Consider the following 19214-nt stretch of genomic DNA (forward strand, 5'->3'; position numbering starts at 1 on the left):
GCGGCCCATCTTTTGACGGCGAACCAGCTCTGCACACGGAAATAGCTCAGGCCGAGAAAGCGCAGAAGCCGAGCTGGTCGATAATCACTTTATCGATTAGTGTTACAGTATGGACCTAGCAAACGTCGCCCTGTTCCGCACGATAGCGGCCGCCGGCAGTCTTTCTGCCGCGGCGCGACAGGTGGGCGGAACGCCGATGCTGGTTAGCCGAAGGCTAGCGGCGCTGGAGGCTGAACTAGGTGTTCGCCTCTTTCATCGCACCACGCGCTCTCTCGCTCTCACGCCGGACGGCGAGGCCTTTCTTCCGCATGCGAACGCCTTGCTGGAAGCCAGGGAGACGGCGCTGGCGTCGATAGGATCCGGGGAACGCGGCGTGAGCGGGATGCTGAAGATGACCGCTCCTAGTCTGATCGGCCGCTCGATCGTGGTCCCCGTAGTAACGAGCCTGCTTGCCGACAACCCACTTCTTCGGGCCGACGTCACTTTGACGGACGGTGTCATGGATCTCGCCGCAACTGGTCTGGATCTTGCCGTTCGGGTATCGCCTCTCGTGTCTTCAGACATGATCGCCGCGCACCTGGCGTACAATCCGCGTGTCGTATGTGCGGCACCTTCCTACATCGCGCGTCACGGGAAGCCGTCATCGATCGACGATCTGGCCTGCCACACTTGCCTGAAACTGCACGCTATGGAGACCTGGCCGTTTCAGATCGCTGGCGAACTACATCGTGTCCGGATCGACGGATCGTTTTCAGCCAACAGTGTTGACGCTGTTCGCTCCGCCTGTATCGAAGGCTTGGGCATCGCAATGCTGAGTTACTGGGATGTCTGGAAGGGGCTGTCCAATGGCGATCTCCAACAGATCGACCTGGACCGCACCCTCCCTGACGAACTTGGTGTCTGGGCCGTATATCCCTCCCGCAAGCACACACCACCGCGAGTTCACGAATGCATACGCGCCCTCAAGAGCCGTTTCATCGAACTCTCGGCACGAACTCGCTCGGTAGGAGCCCGCATTGGCGACACCTTCAATGAGCTGCGGAATCTCGGCTAGCAGAGCTTACGCGTACCATTGGTCATGGTCGGGCACACAAAATGTTGATGACGCAGCCGCAACTGCGCTGACACAAGATGCAGCTATCCGGCGCTGTCAGACGGTGGCGTTTGTTGCAACGACGATGCTTCAAGAAAATATCGATCCGCTCAGGCAGCGAGTGAAGGCTGCAGACTGAGATGGTCTTCCAATAGTCAGCTAGCGTCGCTCAGCCCGCGCTCTCTACTGGTTACAGTCGCAACCCGATTGAATGATTCACGACACGATCGCGTAACAGCTTCGAACCATGGTCCGGAGCAGCCTGCGGGCCAGGCGGAGAATATCGGCGACAGCGCGATTCTGAGCGTTTGGGTTTGAATGATGGCATCGGCCACCGTCGGGATTCTGAACGGATTCGGACGCGCGCTTGGCGACGCGATCGTCGGCCTGCAGGCACTCCAGTTGGCGATCCGGGTCGGCGTCGTACCACCGCGGCCGCTACTGTTTCGGCTTCCTGGTCTCTCCAAGATGGTCGAAGCTGTCCACGCCGCCGCTGACTTCGCCGATATTCGAACGCTTTCTCCCGAGTTTGCGCGGCCGATCGATCTTGGTGACGCAGTTACTCGCGTCATCGACATTCGCGACTTTGCGTTCGATCCGGAGTTCCAGTGCAGGGCGATGATCGATTTCTTCCTGCAACGCCTCGGCGTAGCGGCGGAGCAGGTGCCGGCAGGCTGGCGACGAAATAGCTGGCTGGCATCGCGGGTCAGACCGGCGCGACCTGCCTTGCCAAGCGGCTATGTCTTGGTCTGCCCGAAGGCGTCAATGCGACTGCGCGAAATGCCGGACGAGGTCCACGCGCATGTTCTCCGACGCGCGCTTGCGGTCGGGCCCGTCGTGACGCAAGGGACCGTCCCCGATGCACTCAGCCGCAAAGTCGTTCATTTGGAGCCCTGTGCCACGCTCGACGAACTGTGCGGCATTGTGCGTCACGCGCGATGGATTATTTCGACTGACACCGGGATGGTGCATCTGGCCGATGCCTTCGGCGTAGCGTGCCTGGCGTTCTTTCCGACCCATCGTCCCGAATGGCGCGTGCGTGACTATCCTCGCACCCTGTCGTTCGAGTTGTCGTCTCGGTTGCCGCGTGGCATCGAATTCGCCCGCGGACCGGACGACTATGCGCTGGCGAGGTCGAGCTGGTTTCCCAACGGAGATGATCTTGGGTGGCTGGATCGCGCGTTAGACGAGGCGCAACGCTCATTCGGAGGCGGTGGATCATAGAACTCCATCTATGAGTTGCCTCCTGCTGGAGCGCCCGCGCGCCAAGGCCGTCATCGGACAACGACTCGTGACTTGCAAAATGCAAGTCATGATGTAGTGTTCTCCGAAACGAGAATACGGCCATTGCGAAGCAGCGCCGACACACAGGAGGCAATTTTGTCCGAGGACGTGCTCGTGACGCGCGAAGAGCGCGGCAACATCTCCGTTTTGACCATGGTTTATCGGCCGTACAACCTGCTCGGCCCAAAGCTCATCAATGCGCTTGTCGAGCAGGTGGAGGCGGCCCAGAGGGTCGGCAGCCGCGCTATCGTGATCCGCAGCGGACTGCGCCATTTCTCTGCCGGCGCGGATCTGGATATCTTCGACAAGCGGGTCGCCGCGGGTGCCGCTGATCAGGCCAGCGAAAACAGGCGGCTCAACGGCGTCGAGTTCCTGCGTTTCATGGAGTTGTTGCCAATTCCGCTGATCGCCAGCGTTCACGGCGTCTGCCTTGGCGGCGGACTCGAGCTTGCGCTCTCCTGCGACTACATCATCGCCGCCTCTTCGGCAAAGATCGGATCGGTCGAGGCGACGCTCGGGCTGCATCCTCTGCTCGGCGGAATCCAGCGGCAGGTGCAGCGTATCGGAGCTCAGCGCGCCAAGGAGATGTCGATGCTGGCGCGGCGCTACGACGCGCCGACGCTGGAGAAGTGGGGGCTGATCAATCTGACGGTTCCGGAGGAGTCGCTGGAGCAGACCACGATGACGCTTGCGGAAGAATTCGCGCAGGGTCCGACCGTGGCGCATGCGGCCACCAAGCAACTCGCGTACATCGCGGTCAATGAAGGTGTCGCTGCTGCCGATGAGGCGATGGCGAGGGTGCAGGCGCCGATCTGGACCTCGGAAGACCTGAAGACCGGTCTCGCGTCATTCCGCAAGAATGGCCCGGGCCTCGCAAAATTCGCGGGGCGCTGACATGAGCGGCCCTTTAAGCGGAATCCGTGTTGTCGACTTCTCCCGTGTGCTCGCCGGCCCGTTATGCGCACGGACGTTGCAGGATCTTGGTGCCGAGGTCATCAAGATCGAGCCGCCAAGCCCGGATGTCTCGCGCTTTGCATTTCCATCGAGCGACGGCATGTCGGGCTATTACGCGCAGCAGAATGCCGGCAAGCGCAATGTCAGCATCAATCTCAATGTGCCCGGTGCCTATGAGCTGGCGCTGAAGCTCTGCGACACGGCCGATGTCGTCGTCGAGAATTTCCGTGCGGGCACGCTGGGTTTCTTCGGTCTCGACTATGAGACTCTGTCAAAGCGAAATCCGCGATTGATCTATGCCTCGATCACCGGCTATGGCCAGGGAGGACCGTGGCGGAGTCGGATGGCATACGCGCCGACGGTGCAGGCCGAGGCAGGTTTCACCGAGAACAGCGTTCGTCATTATGGGAGTGCGCTGACTGAGCCGCGCACGGACAGTCTATCGCACGCCGATGTCTATGCCGGACTGCAGGCTGTGATCGCCATCCTGGCAGCGCTCAACAGCCGCCAGAAGTCCGGACGCGGCCAGTACATCGATGTCGCGATGGCTGCGACGCTGCTCGCGGTCAACGAACGGGCGCATGTCGATCTTTCCGACGATGATATCGGCGCCGAACCCGCCGTGCTTGGTGCCACCGATTGCTCGTTCTTTACCGGGCCGCAAGGCGAGCACTTCACGGTCGCGACCAGCATTGTCGGAAGCCGGACCTTTCCGTCGTGGTTGCGCGCGATGCGCCGAGCGGACCTGATGGACGATCCGCGATTCTCCAGCGCGGCCGCGCGCCGGCTGAATTTCGGTGCGCTTCACCAGATCATCCAGTCGTGGATACTGACCTTCCCGGATATGGCGACCTTGGACGCCCAGTTCGATGAAGCCAAGATCGCGATGGGCGAGATCCGCTCGATCAAGGAACTGACGGCATCGGAATGGAGCGACTATTGGGGAGCCGTGCAATACGTCTCCGACCGCAGCGGTGGTCAGTATCGCCTGCCTGGACGTCCCTGGCGCTTTTCGGCCGAAGAGCTGACGCCGATCGGCACTCCAGCCTTTCAAGGTGAGCATAATGCCGCGGTGTTCGGCGAACTCGGCGTCAGCGAAGCTGAATTGAAGCGCTTGAGCGAAGCCGGCGTACTGGTGACACATCGGCGCGCACTTGAGCCTGAGACCGCCGTCAAGCCGCAGACCGAGCCGGGTCAGGCGGCCTGATCCACCGAAAACAGGCAAGCTACGCTGACACTGGACATACGCGAACTCGCCCCAATATGGTACGGGCTCGAGTTCGGAGCTGAAGAGAGCTATGTCCGGCGTCAAGCAAAGCCGTCTCGCAAACAAGGAATGTTCCATGGCGCGAGCCATGGAAATCGTCGGCGATCGCTGGACGATCCTGATCCTGCGAGAGGCCTATTATGGTGTGAAGCGGTTCGACGAATTCGAGTACTATGTCGGCGTGGCGCCCAATATCCTGAGCAGTCGGCTGAAGAAACTTGTCGAGGCAGGCGTCATGGCTCGTGTGCCGTTGCCCGAGCACGCCGGCCGATACGAATATGTTCTGACCGACAAAGGGCGCGACTTTTTCCCCGCCTATCTTGCACTCAAGAAATGGGGGGACAGTTGGCTCGCAGAGCCGGAGGGGCCGCAGGTGGTTTTTCGTGAGCGCCGCGCCGGACATCCGATCGAGTATCCGGAACTGCGGACGGCCGGCGGCAAGCCGCTGCGTCTCGAAGACATCGAGGTGGTCCCGGGAGCCGGCGCCGTGCCGTTCAACCGCAAGCGGTTCGGCGGCGCGGCCTCGGCCGGGAAGACGACCGAACCGCCCCAACGCGCCTCACGCAGCAAGAGCAAGTAGCGCGCGCGTTATTTCCGTTCTGACCAGGCTGGCGCGATACTCGGCCGATGCGTAGCGGTCCGACAGGCACTCGGTCGCTGCGCTCTGGAGCCTCGCGGCCTCTCCGATATTTCCTTGTGACAATGCCTTGCCAGCCAGGAATTTTGCCGCGACATCTCCCGCAAATGCGTGCCCCGCCGCGCCGGTGACGCCGATCGAGACGTCTGCGGCGACGCCGACGTTGACGCGCACGCCGGCAGCCACACCGACGACGGCATAGCCGCTCGCAGGATGCCGGATTTTCCGATAGCTGAAGCGCGTATCCGCCGCCGGGCGCGGAATATGGATGGCGACCAGCACCTCGTCGGGCTCCAGCGCCGTGGAGAAGATATCGACAAAAAAGTCATTCGCCGCTACGCGTCTTGATCCGCTGGCGCTTGCGACCTCCAGTTCCGCCTTCAGCGCGATCACGATGGCCGGCCAATCGGCTGCGGGATCGGCATTGGCGAGTGATCCACCAATAGTGCCGCGGTTGCGCACCTGCGGATCGGCAATCAAATTGGCCGCCTGACGGAAGATCGGAAGCACCTGGTGTAGCGCGTTGGATGCAAGCAGTTCGGCATGTGTCGTCAGCGCGCCAATGCTGATGGTGTCCTCGCCGACCAGGATTCCTTTCATTTCCGCGACGCCGCGGATATCGACGAGCAGCGCTGGCGAAGCAAGCCGAAGCTTCAGCGTCGGGATCAGCGTGTGGCCTCCGGCGACCAGCTTCGTGCCGTCTGGATCACGGCGCAGGAGATCGATCGCCTCGGCGAGCGAGCCCGCGCGAACATAGTCGAAGGGCGCAGGGATCATTGGCCTGCTCCGTTGCGCGCGCTCTGGACCGCCGCCCAGATGCGCGGCGGCGTCAGCGGCATATCGAGGTGGCTGATGCCGAAGGGCGACAACGCGTCGAGCACGGCGTGAACCATGCAGGGCGGCGCCGCAATCGAGCCGCTTTCGCCGATGCCTTTGACGCCGATCGGATTGGTCGGGGAGGGGGTCTCCTGGAACAGCGAGGTGATGCTGGGCACATGCTCGGCACGCGGCACGGCGTAGTCGAGCAGCGAGCCGGTCAGGAGCTGTCCGCTGTCAGGATCGTAGCTGACCTCTTCATAGAGTGCCTGGGCAATGCCCTGCACGACGCCACCGTGGATCTGGCCCGCCGCCAGCAGCGGATTGATCAACGTGCCGACGTCGTCGACCGCGACATAGTCGATGATGTCGACGATCCCGGTCTCGGGATCGACCTCGACATAGGCAAGATGGACGCCGGACGGCGCGCTCATTCCGGTCGGATCGTAGAAGACGGTTTCGTCGAGGCCAGGCGTGACCCCATCGGGGAGCTTGTGTCCGACATAGGCCATGCGCGCGACCTTGCCGAAGGCCAGAGGTGCGATGTCGGTGCCGGGCACACTGAACTGGCCCGCGGCATAGGCGACGTCCTTCTCGTCGACCTCCAGCATGCCCGCGGCGATCTTCTTTGCTTTCGCGACGATGCGCTCCGAGCAGACATGCAGGCTCGATCCGCCCACTGCCATCGAACGCGAGTTGAAGGTGCCGTGGCCAGCCTGCACCTGGCGGGTATCGCCCTGAATCACGTCGATGTTCTCGATCGCGATTTGCAGCACGTCGGCGGCGATCTGCGACAGCGAGGTGACGTGGCCATGGCCCTGGCTCATCGAACCCGAATACACCGTGGCGCGGCCGCTGGAATCGATCGCAACCCGCGCGCTCTCCCAGCCGCCGCGATCGAATCCGATCAGCGCAAGACGCCGCGACGGCGCCATGCCACACATATGCGTGTACGCGGCAACGCCGATGCCGCGGTAGATGCCGTCGCGGCGCAAGGTGTCGCGTTCGTTCCGGCGAGCGTCGTAGTTGAAAGCGGCGAGGGCCTTGTCGAGAAGGCCCTGATAATTGCCGCTATCGTAGATCACGGCCATGCCTCCATAGGGCCGGTAGGGAAAATCGGCGAGCTGAATGAAATTCTTCCGCCTGATCTCGACCTGATCCAGATTCAGATGACGCGCCACGGCGTCGATGGCGCGCTCGGCGATATAGGCGCCCTCCGGCCGGCCATAGCCACGATAGGCATCGACGGGCACGGTGTTGGTGACGACGACGCGCGACGTCGCCTCGTAGTTCGCGATTCTATAATTGCCGGTGCCGAAATTGACGGTGTTAACGGTCGGCCCACCGCTCGCCATGTTGGAGAGATAGGCTCCGACATTCCCGAGCGTTTCGACTTTCAGTCCGAGAATGATGCCGTCATTTTTGATCGCCACCTCGATATTTTCAGTGTGGGCGCGGCCATGGTTGGTCGATTGATGGCTCTCGGAACGGCTTTCCCACCATTTCACTGGTACGCCGAGTTCGCGCGCGAGATGCGGACAGAGCAGCTCCTCCGGATAAAGATGCATCTTGGCACCAAAGCCGCCGCCGATATCGGGCGCGACGACGCGCAATAGGTGTTCCGGAATGCCGACGGTCTCGGCGATCCAGCGCCGATGCATCTGCGGGACCTGGCTTGGCATGTACACCGTCAATGTGCCGTCGGGCTCGGGCGCGGCGACCACGCTGCGCGTTTCCATGCAGGTCGGAATCAGGCGGTTGTTGACGAGGCGCAGCTTGAGAACCTGATCGGCTCCGCGGACGGCCGTGGCATAGTGCCCGCCGCGCACCTTGTACACGGTCGTGATGTTGCCGGGCACGTTGTCATGAAGCTGCGGCGCGTCGGCGGCGATCGCGGCTTCTTCGTCGATGACCGCAGGCAGCACCTGATAATCGACGTCGATCAGGCCGACGGCGTCATAGGCTTGCGCTTGCGTCTCCGCCACCACCAGCGCGACGCATTCACCGACGAAACGCACGCGATCGATGGCGACAACCGGGCGAAACGGCACCTTGGTGCCGGGCATGACCCAGTTCGGAACAATCGGACCGATCTTGCCCTGAAGATCCTGACCGGAGAGGGCAAGGCGAACGCCCGGCGCTGCCTTGGCCGCGCCAAGGTCGACGTTCTTCATGATGGCATGCGCATGCGGCGATCGCGCGATCGCCATATGGAGCATGCCGGGCAGCCTGATATCGTCGACATAGCGGCCCTTGCCGGTGAGGAATTTGAAATCCTCGCGGCGCTTCAGCGGCTGGCCGATGTAGGGGAGCACGGTTGCGTTCATGGCGATCAGCCCTTTGCAACGAGGGACTCAACGGCGCGGACGATGTTGTGATAGCCGGTGCAGCGGCAGATGTTGCCGGCTATGCCGTGGCGGATGTCGTCTTCACTTGGATCGGGATGAGCGCGCAGCAACTGGCGCACGCTCATGATCATTCCCGACGTGCAGAAGCCGCACTGCAGCGCGTGATGCTCATGGAAGGCGGTCTGCACCGGATCCAGGGGCGATCCCGCCGGCGACACGCCCTCGATCGTCGTGATCGAGGCGCCGTCAGCCATGACGGCGAGCACGGTGCATGATTTTGTCGCCTGTCCATCGATCTCGACGGTGCAGGCGCCGCATTGCGAGGTGTCGCAGCCGATATGCGTGCCAGTCAGGCCGAGATCGTCCCTGATCAAGTGGACCGGCAGCTTACGGCTTTCGACCTCGAGCGTACGGCGGATGCCGTTGATCTCGATCGTCACCGTGTGACGTTTTTCCGCTTCGACCATATATCCTCCCGTCGCGGTCCGGCGACCGCGTATCTCGTTAGAAGAACCTGACGGCGGCGATGTCGATGGCGACGCCGATCCCGTTTGTCATGGGAGTGCCGTCTGCATTGCGGCGATAGGCTCGACGCTTGGCCGGGATCTTGATGCCGTCGAAGTCGCGATAGTCGGACACGTAGTGGGCGGTCGGAACGCCGCCGATCACATCAGCGAAATAATCGAGCCTCGAAATGAGCCCATCGGCGCGGACATAGAAGACTTGTTGGTGAGAGTGTGTCGCAACTGAGCTGGGGAAGGTCACTTTGAGCCGGCGCCACGTCTCTCCGCTCTCGTTCCAAGGCTCGATCTCCTCGGTCGAAAAGCCCGGCAATGCGAACATGAAGGGCGTGTTGAGATAGTTCCACATCGCATAGCCGCTGAAATAGGCGAGGTGCAGATCGTCCCATGGGGTGGCTGGGGTGTGGTCGGCAAAAGAAGCGCGCGGACTGCTCCGCTCTCTCAGGCGTTTGCCCTCGACAGTATCGATTGCAACCAGATCGGGCCGATAGAAGCTGCGCAGGCCGTCGGCGGTGAATGGCTCGTAGCTGAGCTGCTGGCCGGGGATATCGACCGTGACGCGAACGTCCTTCAGCACCTCAGGCCAGCCTTTTCCGGCCCAGAGCGAACCAACGATCGACATGTCGCCCCTCAATGCCGCGAAACCGTTTCCATTGCGCTGCGCCATGGGCATCCAGAACGAGATCGCGGAGATCTGCCATAGCTGTTTCCTTCCGATCCAAGAGTTCTAATGAGACCTTTAACTCTAATGATAAGAGTGAGCAGAAAGCAAGAGATTTGCAAGGGTTGTGCGCACATCGAAATTACTCTAATTATTAGAGCGATTTGCGAGGGGGTATGACGAATGCGCTCGAAGAGTTTCGAGGGAATGGTGTGCTCGATTGCCGGCGTTCTGGACGCCGTCGGCGACCGCTGGGCAATGCTGATCCTGCGGGACCTCGGTCTTGGGCTGCGCCGCTACGATGACCTGCGCAAGTCGACCGGCGTCACCCACGCCACGCTGTCCGATCGTCTCAAGCATCTCGAGGAGAATGAGCTGATTGAGCGGCGGCTGTATCAGACCGGGCCCGACCGCTATGAATACGTTCTGACGCGAAAGGGAGCGGACATTATTCTCGTGATCCAGGCACTTGCGCAGGTCGGCGACAAATGGCAGATCGCTGGCGACAAAGGTCCGCCGCTGAAATTCATCAATCAGAGCAGCGGGCGGGCGGTCAAGCTTGCTCTTGTCGACGAAAAATCAGGTGAAGTTGTCCGCCTGCGGGATGTACGGCCGCAGGCCGGTCCGGGCGCCGACGATCTCGTGCGCTGGCGGCTGACGAAGTTCAATGGATCGCGGTGATAGCCAGCTTCATTCGTTGCGCTCACGGCGACCAACGCTCCGGCATCTCACAGCCTATCCTTGGTGACGCTGAGCAAGTCGCATTTTCAGCGTATTGCTCGTGGATGGTCACCTCAGGTAAACATCAGGTATGCCGGGCCATCGTATGATAATGGTGCCGCGTCTGCGCACGGAAGATCTGATGGCTGATCTCTCGGTCCTTCTTCAGCCCGCCGAGCTGCTTTTGGGAGTTCGCCATACCGGTCGATTCCCGAGCCTGCTGCTCCTTGGTCTGGCTCATCGCCGGAGCGGCACCAAGGATCGCGATCGTGATGGCAAGACATAGCATGCGTGGCATGCGTGTCATTGCGTGCTCCTTTCGGTGTTTTCCGGCGTAACGCCGCGGCGGGAGCGACGTTCCTACCAAAGAATTAGGAACCGGCGAACGGCGCCGACGTTGGCCGAGGTAGCTCGATGGGACCTCCCATGCGACGGCGATCGTTCTTATTTTCGCTCGCAGCCTGGCTTGTCGGCACCACGTCGCTGACACGCGCGACCGTCATCCGCGATCATGTGCCTTGGGCGCCATTTCCGAACTCGGCGCCGGAGATCGAGCGGCCAGGACCCTGGCAATTCTTCACCGCCGACGAGGCCCGCGCGATGGAAGCAATCGTCGATCGGATCATTCCGCCAGATCCGGAAACGCCAGGCGGAAAGGATGCCGGCTGCGCCGTCTTCATCGATCGGCAACTCAAGGGGCCCTATGGATCGAACGAGGGATTGTACACGCTCGGCCCGCATGTGAAGGGCATCAAGGAGCAGGGGCCGCAATCGGAGCTTTCGCACGCGCAGCTCTATCGCAAGGGGCTGGCGGGGCTCGACGCCTTCTGCCGATCGAACCACGGCGGCAGGGCTTTTGCCGAATTGAACATCAACGAGCAGGATGAACTGCTGAAGAAGATCGAGGCGGGCGATGCAAAATTCGACGGCGTCGACGCGCAGGGATTCTTCGATGCGCTATTGAAGGACGTACCGGAAGGTTTTTTCGCCGATCCGATCCACGGCGGCAATCGCGACATGGTCGGATGGAAGATGATCGGCTTTCCGGGCATCCGTTACGACTATCGCGACTGGGTGATGCGGCACAACGAGCGTTATCCGTACCCGCCCGTGAGTATCGCCGGCCGCGCCGACTGGACCCCTGCAAAATCGTGAGCGCCGAACAATGGCCCGCAAACTGCCGCCAAAGGATGTCGTGATCGTCGGCCTCGGTTGGACCGGGTCGATCATGGCCTACGAGCTTGCCGATGCAGGCCTCGATGTGGTTGCGATCGAGCGCGGACCCTGGCGCAACACCGCCACCGATTTTCCGCCGGGCTATGCGGCGGACGAACTGCGGTTCCGGATTCGACACGAACTCTTCCTGCGTCCCGACCAGACCACCTTCACCTTCCGCAACAAGATGAATCAGACGGCGCTGCCGATCCGTAGCTGGGGTGCGTTCATGCCGCCCAACGGGGTCGGCGGCGGAGGCGTGCACTGGAACGCGGAGACCTGGCGTTTCCTGCCGTCGGATTTCGTATTGCGCACGCATCTGACGGAACGCTATGGCGCGAGCTTCCTGCCCGAAGACATGACGATCCAGGACTGGGGTGTGACCTATGACGAGCTCGAGCCGCATTACGACCGGTTCGAGTATCTCTGCGGCACGTCAGGCCAGGCCGGCAACATCAAAGGCAAGATCATCGACGGCGGCAATCCTTTCGAAGGGCCGCGCTCGAGGCCCTATCCAAATCCGCCGCAAGACCAACCGTTCAGCTACACGCTGTTTGCCAAGGCCGCCCGCGACCTCGGTTACAAGCCATTCCCACAGCCATCGGGTAACATGTCGCGCCCCTATCAGAACCCGCTCGGCGTGCGGCTTGGTCCCTGCACGTATTGCGGTTTCTGCGAATGGTTCGGCTGCGGCAACTATTCGAAAGCCTCCCCGCAGACCACGATCCTGCCCGCGCTGATGCGTAAGCCGAATTTTTCGGCGCGCGACAACAGCGAGGTGACGCGGATAAGCCTTGACGGTTCGGGCAAACGCGCAACCGGTGTCACCTTTGTCGATACCACCGGCAATGAATGGGAGCAGCCGGCCGATCTTGTGGTGCTATCGGCCTACACCATCTTCAATGTGCAGCTGCTTCTCTTGTCCGGGATCGGCAAGCCTTACGATCCGGCAGCCAACACCGGCGTGATCGGCCGCAACTTCACGCACCAGACGATCTCCGACGTCGTCAGCTTCTTCGACCCTGCCAAATTCATCTTCAATCCTTTCATCGCCTCCGGCGCGATCGGAATGTGCATCGACGAGTTCAACGGCGACAATTTCGATCACGGGCCGCATGGCTTCGTCGGCGGCGGCTATATGGGGCAGGTGCAGACCAACGGTCGGCCGATCGAGACCACTCCGGTGCCGCCGGGAACGCCGCGATGGGGCGCGCAATGGAAGAAGGCAGTGAAGGAGAACTATCTCAGCGCGCTCAAGCCTGGAACCGGCGTGCATGGCAGCATGTACAGCTATCGCGACGTTTATGTCGATCTCGATCCGACCTACAAGGATCGCTTCGGCCGACCGCTGGCGCGAATCACCATGGATTTCCACGACAACGAGATCAAGCAGAACAAGTTCTTGACCGACAAGTTCGCCGAAATCTTCCAGGCAATGGGCGCGCGGCAGGTCCAGAAGGAATATCGTAAGGCACCCTACGACATCACCAAGTACCAGACGACGCATCTGTGTGGCGGTGCGATTATGGGCACCGATCCCGGCACCAGCGCGCTGAACCGCTATTTGCAGAGCTGGGACGTGCCGAACCTGTTCGTGCTGGGCGCGAGCGCCTTTCCGCAAAACGCCGGCTACAATCCGACGGACACGGTCGCGGCGCTGACTTACTGGGCAGCAGATGCGATCCGCGGAAAATATCTCAAGAAACCGGGACAGTTGATCGATGGCTAGAAGGCTGCGGTTCGTGCTTGCGAGCATCGCGCTCGTCGTTGGCGGGTCCGCGGCCACAAGCGCGAGCTTGCAGGATTTCGCAGCGGTGGAGCGCGGCCGCTACCTCCTCAATGCCGCCGACTGCGGAAGCTGCCACACGGTCCCGGGAAGCGATCGTCCCTTCAGCGGTGGGCGAGCGATCGAGACGCCGTTCGGCGTGCTGGTTTCCCCAAACATCACGCCTGATCGGGACACCGGGATCGGCGCGTGGAGCGACGAGGAGTTCGACGCGGCGGTACGGCGAGGGATACGCCGGGACGGCAAGCGGCTCTATCCGGCCATGCCGTTTCCGTATTTCACGCGGATGTCGCGCGAGGACGTCAAGGACATCCGCGCTTATCTCTCGACCGTCGCTCCCGTTCACAACGCAGTTGTCTCCAACAAGCTGCCATTCCCCTTGAATATCCGGACGGCGATGATGGCCTGGGACAAGCTCTACTTCACGCCGGGAGAGTTTCGCGAGGATGCCTCGAAATCTAAGGAATGGAATCGAGGCGCCTATCTCGTGCAGGGACCAGGGCATTGCGGCGCCTGCCACACGCCCAAGACCTGGTTGGGTGGCGACAAGACATCGGCGCTATTGCAGGGCTACACGCTGCAGGGCTGGGTCGCGCCGGATATCACCAGCGGGGAGGGGCCGCTTGCAACCTGGTCCGTCGAAGATCTCGCGCAATATCTGAAGACCGGCCATAACCGTTTTGCGGCGGCTGCGGGATTGATGGGCGAGGTCGTAGACCTCTCGACGTCGAGGCTGAGCGACGAGGACGTCAAGGCCATGGCGACCTACCTGAAGGACGTGACCGGGCCAAAGCCCGTGGCGGACAACTCGTCTGCTGACCAGAAAGTGCTCGCGGCCGGCGGCGCGATCTATCAGGATCTCTGTTCAGCATGCCATAAGTCGGATGGCACCGGAGTTCCGAACCTGATCCCGAATCTCTCGCAAGCCGCAACCGTCAACACGGGCGATCCCACGACAGTGTTGCGGGTGATTCTGCAGGGCGCGCAGAGCGTGGCGACGGATCGCGAACCGACCGGCCCTGTAATGCCGGCATTCGGCTGGCAGCTTAACGACGTGCAGGTCGCGGCTGTCGCCAGCTATGTCCGCAACCACTGGGGCAAGGCCGCGCCGGTCAGCGAGGACCAGGTGAAGCGAGAACGCGAGGCGCTCGAAGCCAGGACGAACTGAGCCTTGGCCGTAAATCTCAATTACTTTCCAGCTCGGACGCGAAGCGGCGCAATGCTTGCTGCATCGTTGCTGCCGTCAGTGCTCTTCGTTCCAGGCACCGAGACGTCGGTCCGGCAACGACGATCGAGAGCTGTCGTGAACTGAGCGGAAGGGAAAGCGCGACGCCTGCCAGATCGGGAATGTACTCCGACGAACTCTGGTGGTACCCGCGCTTGGCCGCGATCTCGAGTTCAGCCTCCACCGCGTCGGCGCTCACGGGCGTGGTTTCGGAAAACGGCTCGAACTTGATCTTGCGATAGATGGCCCGCCGTTCTTCGGGAGAATGCTGCGCCAGGATGGCCCTTCCCACCGAGCTTGCATACACCGGCACCCGGTCGCCCACTTGAGCGAAGTAGCGCACCGAATGCCCGGATTCCTCGACATGCAGGAAGATCGCAGAGGTGCCCGCTAGGGCCGCGATCGCCGTGGTCTCTCCGGTCTCCTTGGCAATTTCTGCCACGAGTGCATAGGCGACTTCTGGAAGCGGCGCCGCGTCCGCAACGGCGCGCGCCAGCGTCAGCCAGCGCGGGCTTGGATAGTAGCCGCTTCGCGCTCGCGTCTCGTAGAGCCATCCCTTGTCGACAATCGTGCCGACAAGATTGAAGGTGCTGGAGCGCGGCCAGCCCAGATCGTCCGAGATCTCGGCCAGCGTCGCCGGTCGTTTGCGGCGCGCAAAGTACTCCAGCAGCTCGAGAACGTTAGCAGCCTGCCTGACCAACATACGAAACCCGCATCTTTCTCCGCGAAGGTTGGTTGCTCCGTCACGTCGAACAACAACTCCCGCTTACTCAGCCGCTGATTGGCGACTCCACGGTCATAGCATCATCCGCTCAGCCGGAAGCTCGTCCCGGAATTTGAGCCAGCGCGTCCTGTGGACTTCGGCTCAGAGGTCGGATCGAAACGCCTTGACTTGAAATTCATATACGTGTCTTGTGAATTCACAATAAAGAATTTCGTTGAAGGCTGGGGCTGCCACCATCAGCGAAAGCCCACGGGGGAGGACCTTTCATGGCTGCATTCAGGAATTTGGTTGCATCGGCGGTGGCGTCGGTTTGCATGGTGACCGCCTCGGCCGCCTTGGCTCAGACCAGTGTCAAGCTCGGCGTGCTCGCCGACATGTCCGGCATCTTCTCGGACATCGGGGGCATGGGGGCCGCCGAAGCGACCAAGATGGCGGTCGAGGATTTCAACAAGCTGCCGGGTTCGGAGAAGTTCAAGATCGAGGTTGTCAGCGGCGACGCGCTGAACAAGCCGGACGTGGCGCGCGGCATCGCCCGCAAATGGTTCGACACGGAGAATGTCGATGCGGTCGTTGACCTGCCGACGAGCGCGATCTCGCTGGCCGTCGCACCCCTCGTTCAGGAGTTGAACAAAGTCGCGCTGTTCACCGCATCGGGCACGTCGGATCTGACTGGCAAGTCCTGCACGCCGAATTCGGTGCACTGGACCTACGATACCTGGGCGTTGTCGCACGGTACCGCCGATGCCATCACCAAGGCCGGCGGCAAGACCTGGTTCTTCGTCACGGCCGACTTTGCCCTCGGGCATTCGCTGGAGCGCGATGCGAGCGCCGTCGTCAACGCGAACGGTGGCAAGGTCGTCGGCAGCGTCAAGCACCCGACTGATTCGAACGACTTCGCGTCCTTCCTGCTTCAGGCGCAGGCGTCGCGCGCCGAGATCATCGCGCTCGCCAATGCCGGTGGCGATACGATCAAGGCGATCAAGCAGGCCTCCGAATTCGGCATCATTGAGGGCGGGCAGAAGCTCGCAGGGATGCTGCTGTTCATCTCGGACATTCACTCGCTTGGCCTGAAGACGGCGCAAGGCCTCCAACTGACCACCGCGTTCTATTGGGACCTGAACGACAAGACGAGGAGCTTTGGCGAGCGCTTCGCGGCTCGGAACAACGGGCGCTATCCGTCGATGAACCAGGCTGGAGCATATTCCGCGACGCTGGCCTATCTGACCGCCGTCGCAAAGGTGGGATCGCCGCGTGATGGCGCCGCCGTCGTCAAGGCGATGCGCGAGCTGGGCACGTTTGACGATCCTCTGTTCGGAAAGACGTCGCTGCGCGAGGACGGTCGCGTTCTTCACGACATGATGCTGATCCAGGTCAAGACGCCCAGCGAATCGAAGAAGCCCTACGACTACTACAAGATCGTTTCGACCATTCCTGCCGAAGCGGCATTCCGTCCGCTCAAGGACGGCGGTTGCCCCCTTGTGAAGTGAGTGTCCGGCTCGGTCGAACGCGAGCGAGCCGGAAATTCAAGCGAGAGCCGCGCCTGCCTTGCGGCGAGCCGCATGGCGGGGCTGCTCCGAGATTTTGCGTTGACCTGTGGAGGATCAATCCGTGCTGAAATCCGATCGTCTCATCCGCTACGATCATCTCTATATTGGCGGCTCGTGGGGCGCGCCTGAAGACGGCGGTTTTCTCGAAAGCATCGATCCATCTACGGGACGCCCCTGGGCTCGCGTCGCCTTCGGCGGCCCCGGTGATATCGACCGCGCCGTCGCGGCGGCGCGACAAGCACTGAACGGTCCTTGGGGGCGCATGCCCGGGCACGAGCGCGCCGCACTGCTGCGCAAGTTCGCTGACCTCTATGCGAAGCGCGCCGCTGATCTTGCGGTTCTGGAAACAACGGATTCCGGCCGCGCGCTGCGGGAGTCACGTGCCGATATTGGCGGCCACACCTATGGCTATCACTGGTGGGCATCATTGGCGGACAAGCATGCCGGCCGCACCATTCCATTCGACGACAGCGTGCACGCATTTACGACCCGCGTGCCGGTCGGCGTGGTCGGCGCGATTACGCCATGGAACGTGCCGCTCATGGCTGCGGCATGGAAGCTCGGTCCGGCACTCGCGGCAGGTTGCACTGTCGTGTTGAAGCCGGCAGAGCAGACGCCGGTCACCTCGCTTGAACTCGGAAAATTGTTTGACGAAGCCGGGTTTCCGCCTGGGGTAGTCAACATCGTTCCCGGATATGGGAAGGATGGCGCTGGTGAGCGGCTCGTCACCCATCCGGGCGTCGACAAGATCGCATTCACCGGCGAGGGCGCGACGGCGAAGGTCATTCTGCGTGCGGGCGCCGACACGATGAAGCGCTTCACTTTCGAGCTTGGCGGCAAGTCGCCCCATATCATTTTCGCTGACGCCGATCTCGAACAGGCGCTGAACGCGGCCACCAATTCCGCATGGACGCTGTGCGGACAGAGCTGTGCGCTCGGCTCGCGGGTCCTGGTTCAGAGGCCGATCTACGATCAGGTCGTCGCAGAATTTGCGCGCCGCGCGGCTCAGGTGCGGGTCGGTCCTCCGCTGGATGAAGCCACGCATATGGGCCCCCAGGCGCACGAGGAGCAACTCGCCAAGACACTGTCCTATATCGATATCGGACGGGCCGACGGCGCTGAACTGGTGACCGGCGGAAGCCGGCTGAGCGGCGGCGTGCATGGCGACGGCTACTTCGTCCAGCCAACTGTCTTTGCCAACGTCTCCAACGAGATGCGGATCGCCCGCGAGGAGATTTTTGGCCCCGTGGCCGCGCTGATTCCGTTCGACGATGAGGAGCAGGCGATCGCGATCGCGAACGACACGGCATACGGACTGACGGCCGGCCTCTGGACCCAGGACATCGGACGCGGCCATCGCGTCTCCAGCCGGATTCGCGCCGGCATGGTGTGGGTGAACACCTATCGCTTCATTCGCTGGTCGACGCCTTATGGCGGTTTCAAGGGCAGCGGGTGGGGCCGAGAGAACGGTATCGAAGCGCTCGATTCCTATCTCGAAACCCGCACCACGGTGGTCAGCACGACCGGGCGTTTTCCGAACGCCTATGCCAACTAAAATCAAGCACAGCACCTCTCGTTAAATCCAACAAGAAGAGAAGACGATCATGCGTTTGGCAAACAAGCTCGCGGTGGTAACGGCCGCCGCATCCGGGATGGGACGTGCCGGTGTCGAGGTCTTCCTGAGGGAAGGGGCCAAGGTCGTCGCCGTCGATATCAACCGCGATGCGCTGGCACAGCTCTCCGCGGACATGCGTGCCAAGGGCTACACCATCGAAACGCTTCAGGCGGATCTGTCACGGCCGGAAGAAACGCGACGGTCGGTGAACGATGCGGCGGCGCTATTGGGCGGCATCGACGTGATGTGGGCTCATGCCGGAATTCCCGGCCCGGCCGGCGTGGAGAATCTCGATCTGGCGGCCTATGAAGCCGCGATGGCGCTCAACGTCACGTCCGCCACCTTGGCAGCGGGCGAAGTGATTGGGCATATGCGCAAGCGGGGCGGTGGATCGCTGATCTTCACGGCATCCGTCTCGGGACTGGTCGGCTCGATGTTCAGCCCGGTCTATTCAGCGGCGAAATTCGCGGTGGTCGGGCTGACCAAGTCGTTGGCGCAACGCTTTGCCGCGGACAATGTGCGCGTCAACGCCGTTTGCCCCGGGCTTGCAGATACGCCCATGAAGACTGGATTCACGGGGCGTTCGGGTGATCCTGCCGAGGCCGCCGCCAATCAGGCGCGCCTGCTCGCGTCCGTGCCGATGGGACGGCTCTGCAAGGCGGAGGAAGTCGCGCATGCGGCACTTTGGCTGGCATCGGATGAAGCTTCGTTCGTGACCGGCGTTGCGCTTCCGATCGATGGCGGATTCACGGCTCGCTGAGTTCTGATGATCAGAACGAGGGCGGATGGCTTTCGATTGTG

18 protein-coding genes are annotated in these 19214 nt (G+C 62.0%); 12 read left to right on the forward strand and 6 right to left on the reverse strand.

The window, feature by feature from the left end:
• Window positions 1–109: 109 nt before the first annotated feature.
• From AC5ZGW_RS24915 to AC5ZGW_RS24935, 5 genes are all read left to right on the forward strand, one after another.
• The gene (locus AC5ZGW_RS24915; protein WP_130229863.1) at window positions 110–1054 is read left to right on the forward strand and encodes a LysR family transcriptional regulator; all 945 of its coding nucleotides are present in this window, start codon (window positions 110–112) and stop codon (window positions 1052–1054) included.
• Between the two features lie 360 nt (window positions 1055–1414).
• Window positions 1415–2317 (forward strand): glycosyltransferase family 9 protein, encoded by a 903-nt coding sequence (locus tag AC5ZGW_RS24920; RefSeq protein ID WP_165435570.1) that lies wholly within the window; start codon window positions 1415–1417, stop codon window positions 2315–2317.
• Window positions 2318–2473: 156 nt separating this feature from the next.
• Window positions 2474–3271 (forward strand): enoyl-CoA hydratase/isomerase family protein, encoded by a 798-nt coding sequence (locus AC5ZGW_RS24925; protein ID WP_245475072.1) that lies wholly within the window; start codon window positions 2474–2476, stop codon window positions 3269–3271.
• A gap of 1 nt (window position 3272) precedes the next feature.
• Window positions 3273–4538: a CaiB/BaiF CoA transferase family protein gene (locus AC5ZGW_RS24930; RefSeq protein ID WP_463327886.1), complete on the forward strand. Its 1266-nt coding sequence runs from the start codon at window positions 3273–3275 to the stop codon at window positions 4536–4538.
• 136 nt (window positions 4539–4674) lie between these two features.
• Entirely contained in the window at window positions 4675–5178 is a 504-nt protein-coding gene (locus AC5ZGW_RS24935; protein ID WP_130225668.1) for a winged helix-turn-helix transcriptional regulator, read from the forward strand.
• On the opposite strand, the gene AC5ZGW_RS24940 is transcribed toward AC5ZGW_RS24935, so the two are convergent.
• From AC5ZGW_RS24940 to AC5ZGW_RS24955, 4 genes are read right to left on the reverse strand one after another with little or no spacing between them, the layout of a single operon-like run.
• Entirely contained in the window at window positions 5158–6012 is an 855-nt protein-coding gene (locus AC5ZGW_RS24940; RefSeq protein WP_130225667.1) for an FAD binding domain-containing protein, read from the reverse strand. The genes AC5ZGW_RS24935 and AC5ZGW_RS24940 overlap by 21 nt on opposite strands.
• Window positions 6009–8378, reverse strand: coding sequence for a xanthine dehydrogenase family protein molybdopterin-binding subunit (locus tag AC5ZGW_RS24945; RefSeq protein ID WP_130225666.1), 2370 nt, complete (start codon window positions 8376–8378; stop codon window positions 6009–6011). The genes AC5ZGW_RS24940 and AC5ZGW_RS24945 overlap by 4 nt, the downstream gene beginning before the upstream one ends.
• Window positions 8379–8383: 5 nt before the next feature.
• On the reverse strand, window positions 8384–8866 hold the full coding sequence (locus tag AC5ZGW_RS24950) for a (2Fe-2S)-binding protein (RefSeq protein WP_130225665.1): 483 nt from the start codon (window positions 8864–8866) through the stop codon (window positions 8384–8386).
• 37 nt (window positions 8867–8903) lie between these two features.
• Entirely contained in the window at window positions 8904–9542 is a 639-nt protein-coding gene (locus AC5ZGW_RS24955; RefSeq protein ID WP_130225664.1) for a hypothetical protein, read from the reverse strand.
• Between the two features lie 222 nt (window positions 9543–9764).
• Between AC5ZGW_RS24955 and AC5ZGW_RS24960 the strand changes: the two genes are divergently transcribed.
• A complete protein-coding gene (locus AC5ZGW_RS24960; protein WP_130225663.1) occupies window positions 9765–10262 on the forward strand; it encodes a winged helix-turn-helix transcriptional regulator in 498 nt (165 codons plus the stop codon).
• A gap of 124 nt (window positions 10263–10386) precedes the next feature.
• Here the strand turns inward: AC5ZGW_RS24960 and AC5ZGW_RS24965 are convergent, their stop codons facing one another.
• Window positions 10387–10608: a hypothetical protein gene (locus tag AC5ZGW_RS24965; RefSeq protein WP_130225662.1), complete on the reverse strand. Its 222-nt coding sequence runs from the start codon at window positions 10606–10608 to the stop codon at window positions 10387–10389.
• A gap of 119 nt (window positions 10609–10727) precedes the next feature.
• Between AC5ZGW_RS24965 and AC5ZGW_RS24970 the strand changes: the two genes are divergently transcribed.
• From AC5ZGW_RS24970 to AC5ZGW_RS24980, 3 genes are read left to right on the forward strand one after another with little or no spacing between them, the layout of a single operon-like run.
• Window positions 10728–11456 carry a gluconate 2-dehydrogenase subunit 3 family protein gene (locus AC5ZGW_RS24970; RefSeq protein WP_130225661.1) on the forward strand — a complete coding sequence of 243 codons (729 nt, stop codon included), beginning with the start codon at window positions 10728–10730 and terminating at the stop codon, window positions 11454–11456.
• A gap of 10 nt (window positions 11457–11466) precedes the next feature.
• On the forward strand, window positions 11467–13245 hold the full coding sequence (locus AC5ZGW_RS24975) for a GMC family oxidoreductase (protein ID WP_130225660.1): 1779 nt from the start codon (window positions 11467–11469) through the stop codon (window positions 13243–13245).
• Window positions 13238–14470, forward strand: a complete 1233-nt coding sequence (locus AC5ZGW_RS24980; RefSeq protein ID WP_130225659.1) for a c-type cytochrome — start codon at window positions 13238–13240, stop codon at window positions 14468–14470. The genes AC5ZGW_RS24975 and AC5ZGW_RS24980 overlap by 8 nt, the downstream gene beginning before the upstream one ends.
• Before the next feature lie 16 nt (window positions 14471–14486).
• Here AC5ZGW_RS24980 and AC5ZGW_RS24985 read toward each other — a convergent pair whose 3' ends face one another.
• Window positions 14487–15230: an IclR family transcriptional regulator gene (locus AC5ZGW_RS24985; RefSeq protein WP_130225658.1), complete on the reverse strand. Its 744-nt coding sequence runs from the start codon at window positions 15228–15230 to the stop codon at window positions 14487–14489.
• Window positions 15231–15517: 287 nt separating this feature from the next.
• Between AC5ZGW_RS24985 and AC5ZGW_RS24990 the strand changes: the two genes are divergently transcribed.
• The 3 genes from AC5ZGW_RS24990 to AC5ZGW_RS25000 all read left to right on the forward strand — a co-directional run bounded on the left by AC5ZGW_RS24990 (window position 15518) and on the right by AC5ZGW_RS25000 (window position 19173).
• Window positions 15518–16738 (forward strand): ABC transporter substrate-binding protein, encoded by a 1221-nt coding sequence (locus AC5ZGW_RS24990; RefSeq protein WP_130225657.1) that lies wholly within the window; start codon window positions 15518–15520, stop codon window positions 16736–16738.
• Window positions 16739–16859: 121 nt separating this feature from the next.
• The gene (locus AC5ZGW_RS24995; protein ID WP_207231012.1) at window positions 16860–18353 is read left to right on the forward strand and encodes an aldehyde dehydrogenase; all 1494 of its coding nucleotides are present in this window, start codon (window positions 16860–16862) and stop codon (window positions 18351–18353) included.
• A 49-nt stretch (window positions 18354–18402) separates the two neighbouring features.
• Entirely contained in the window at window positions 18403–19173 is a 771-nt protein-coding gene (locus AC5ZGW_RS25000; RefSeq protein ID WP_130225655.1) for an SDR family NAD(P)-dependent oxidoreductase, read from the forward strand.
• Window positions 19174–19214: the final 41 nt, after the last annotated feature.

It is taken from the genome of Bradyrhizobium sp. Crot121 (genome assembly GCF_059512385.1).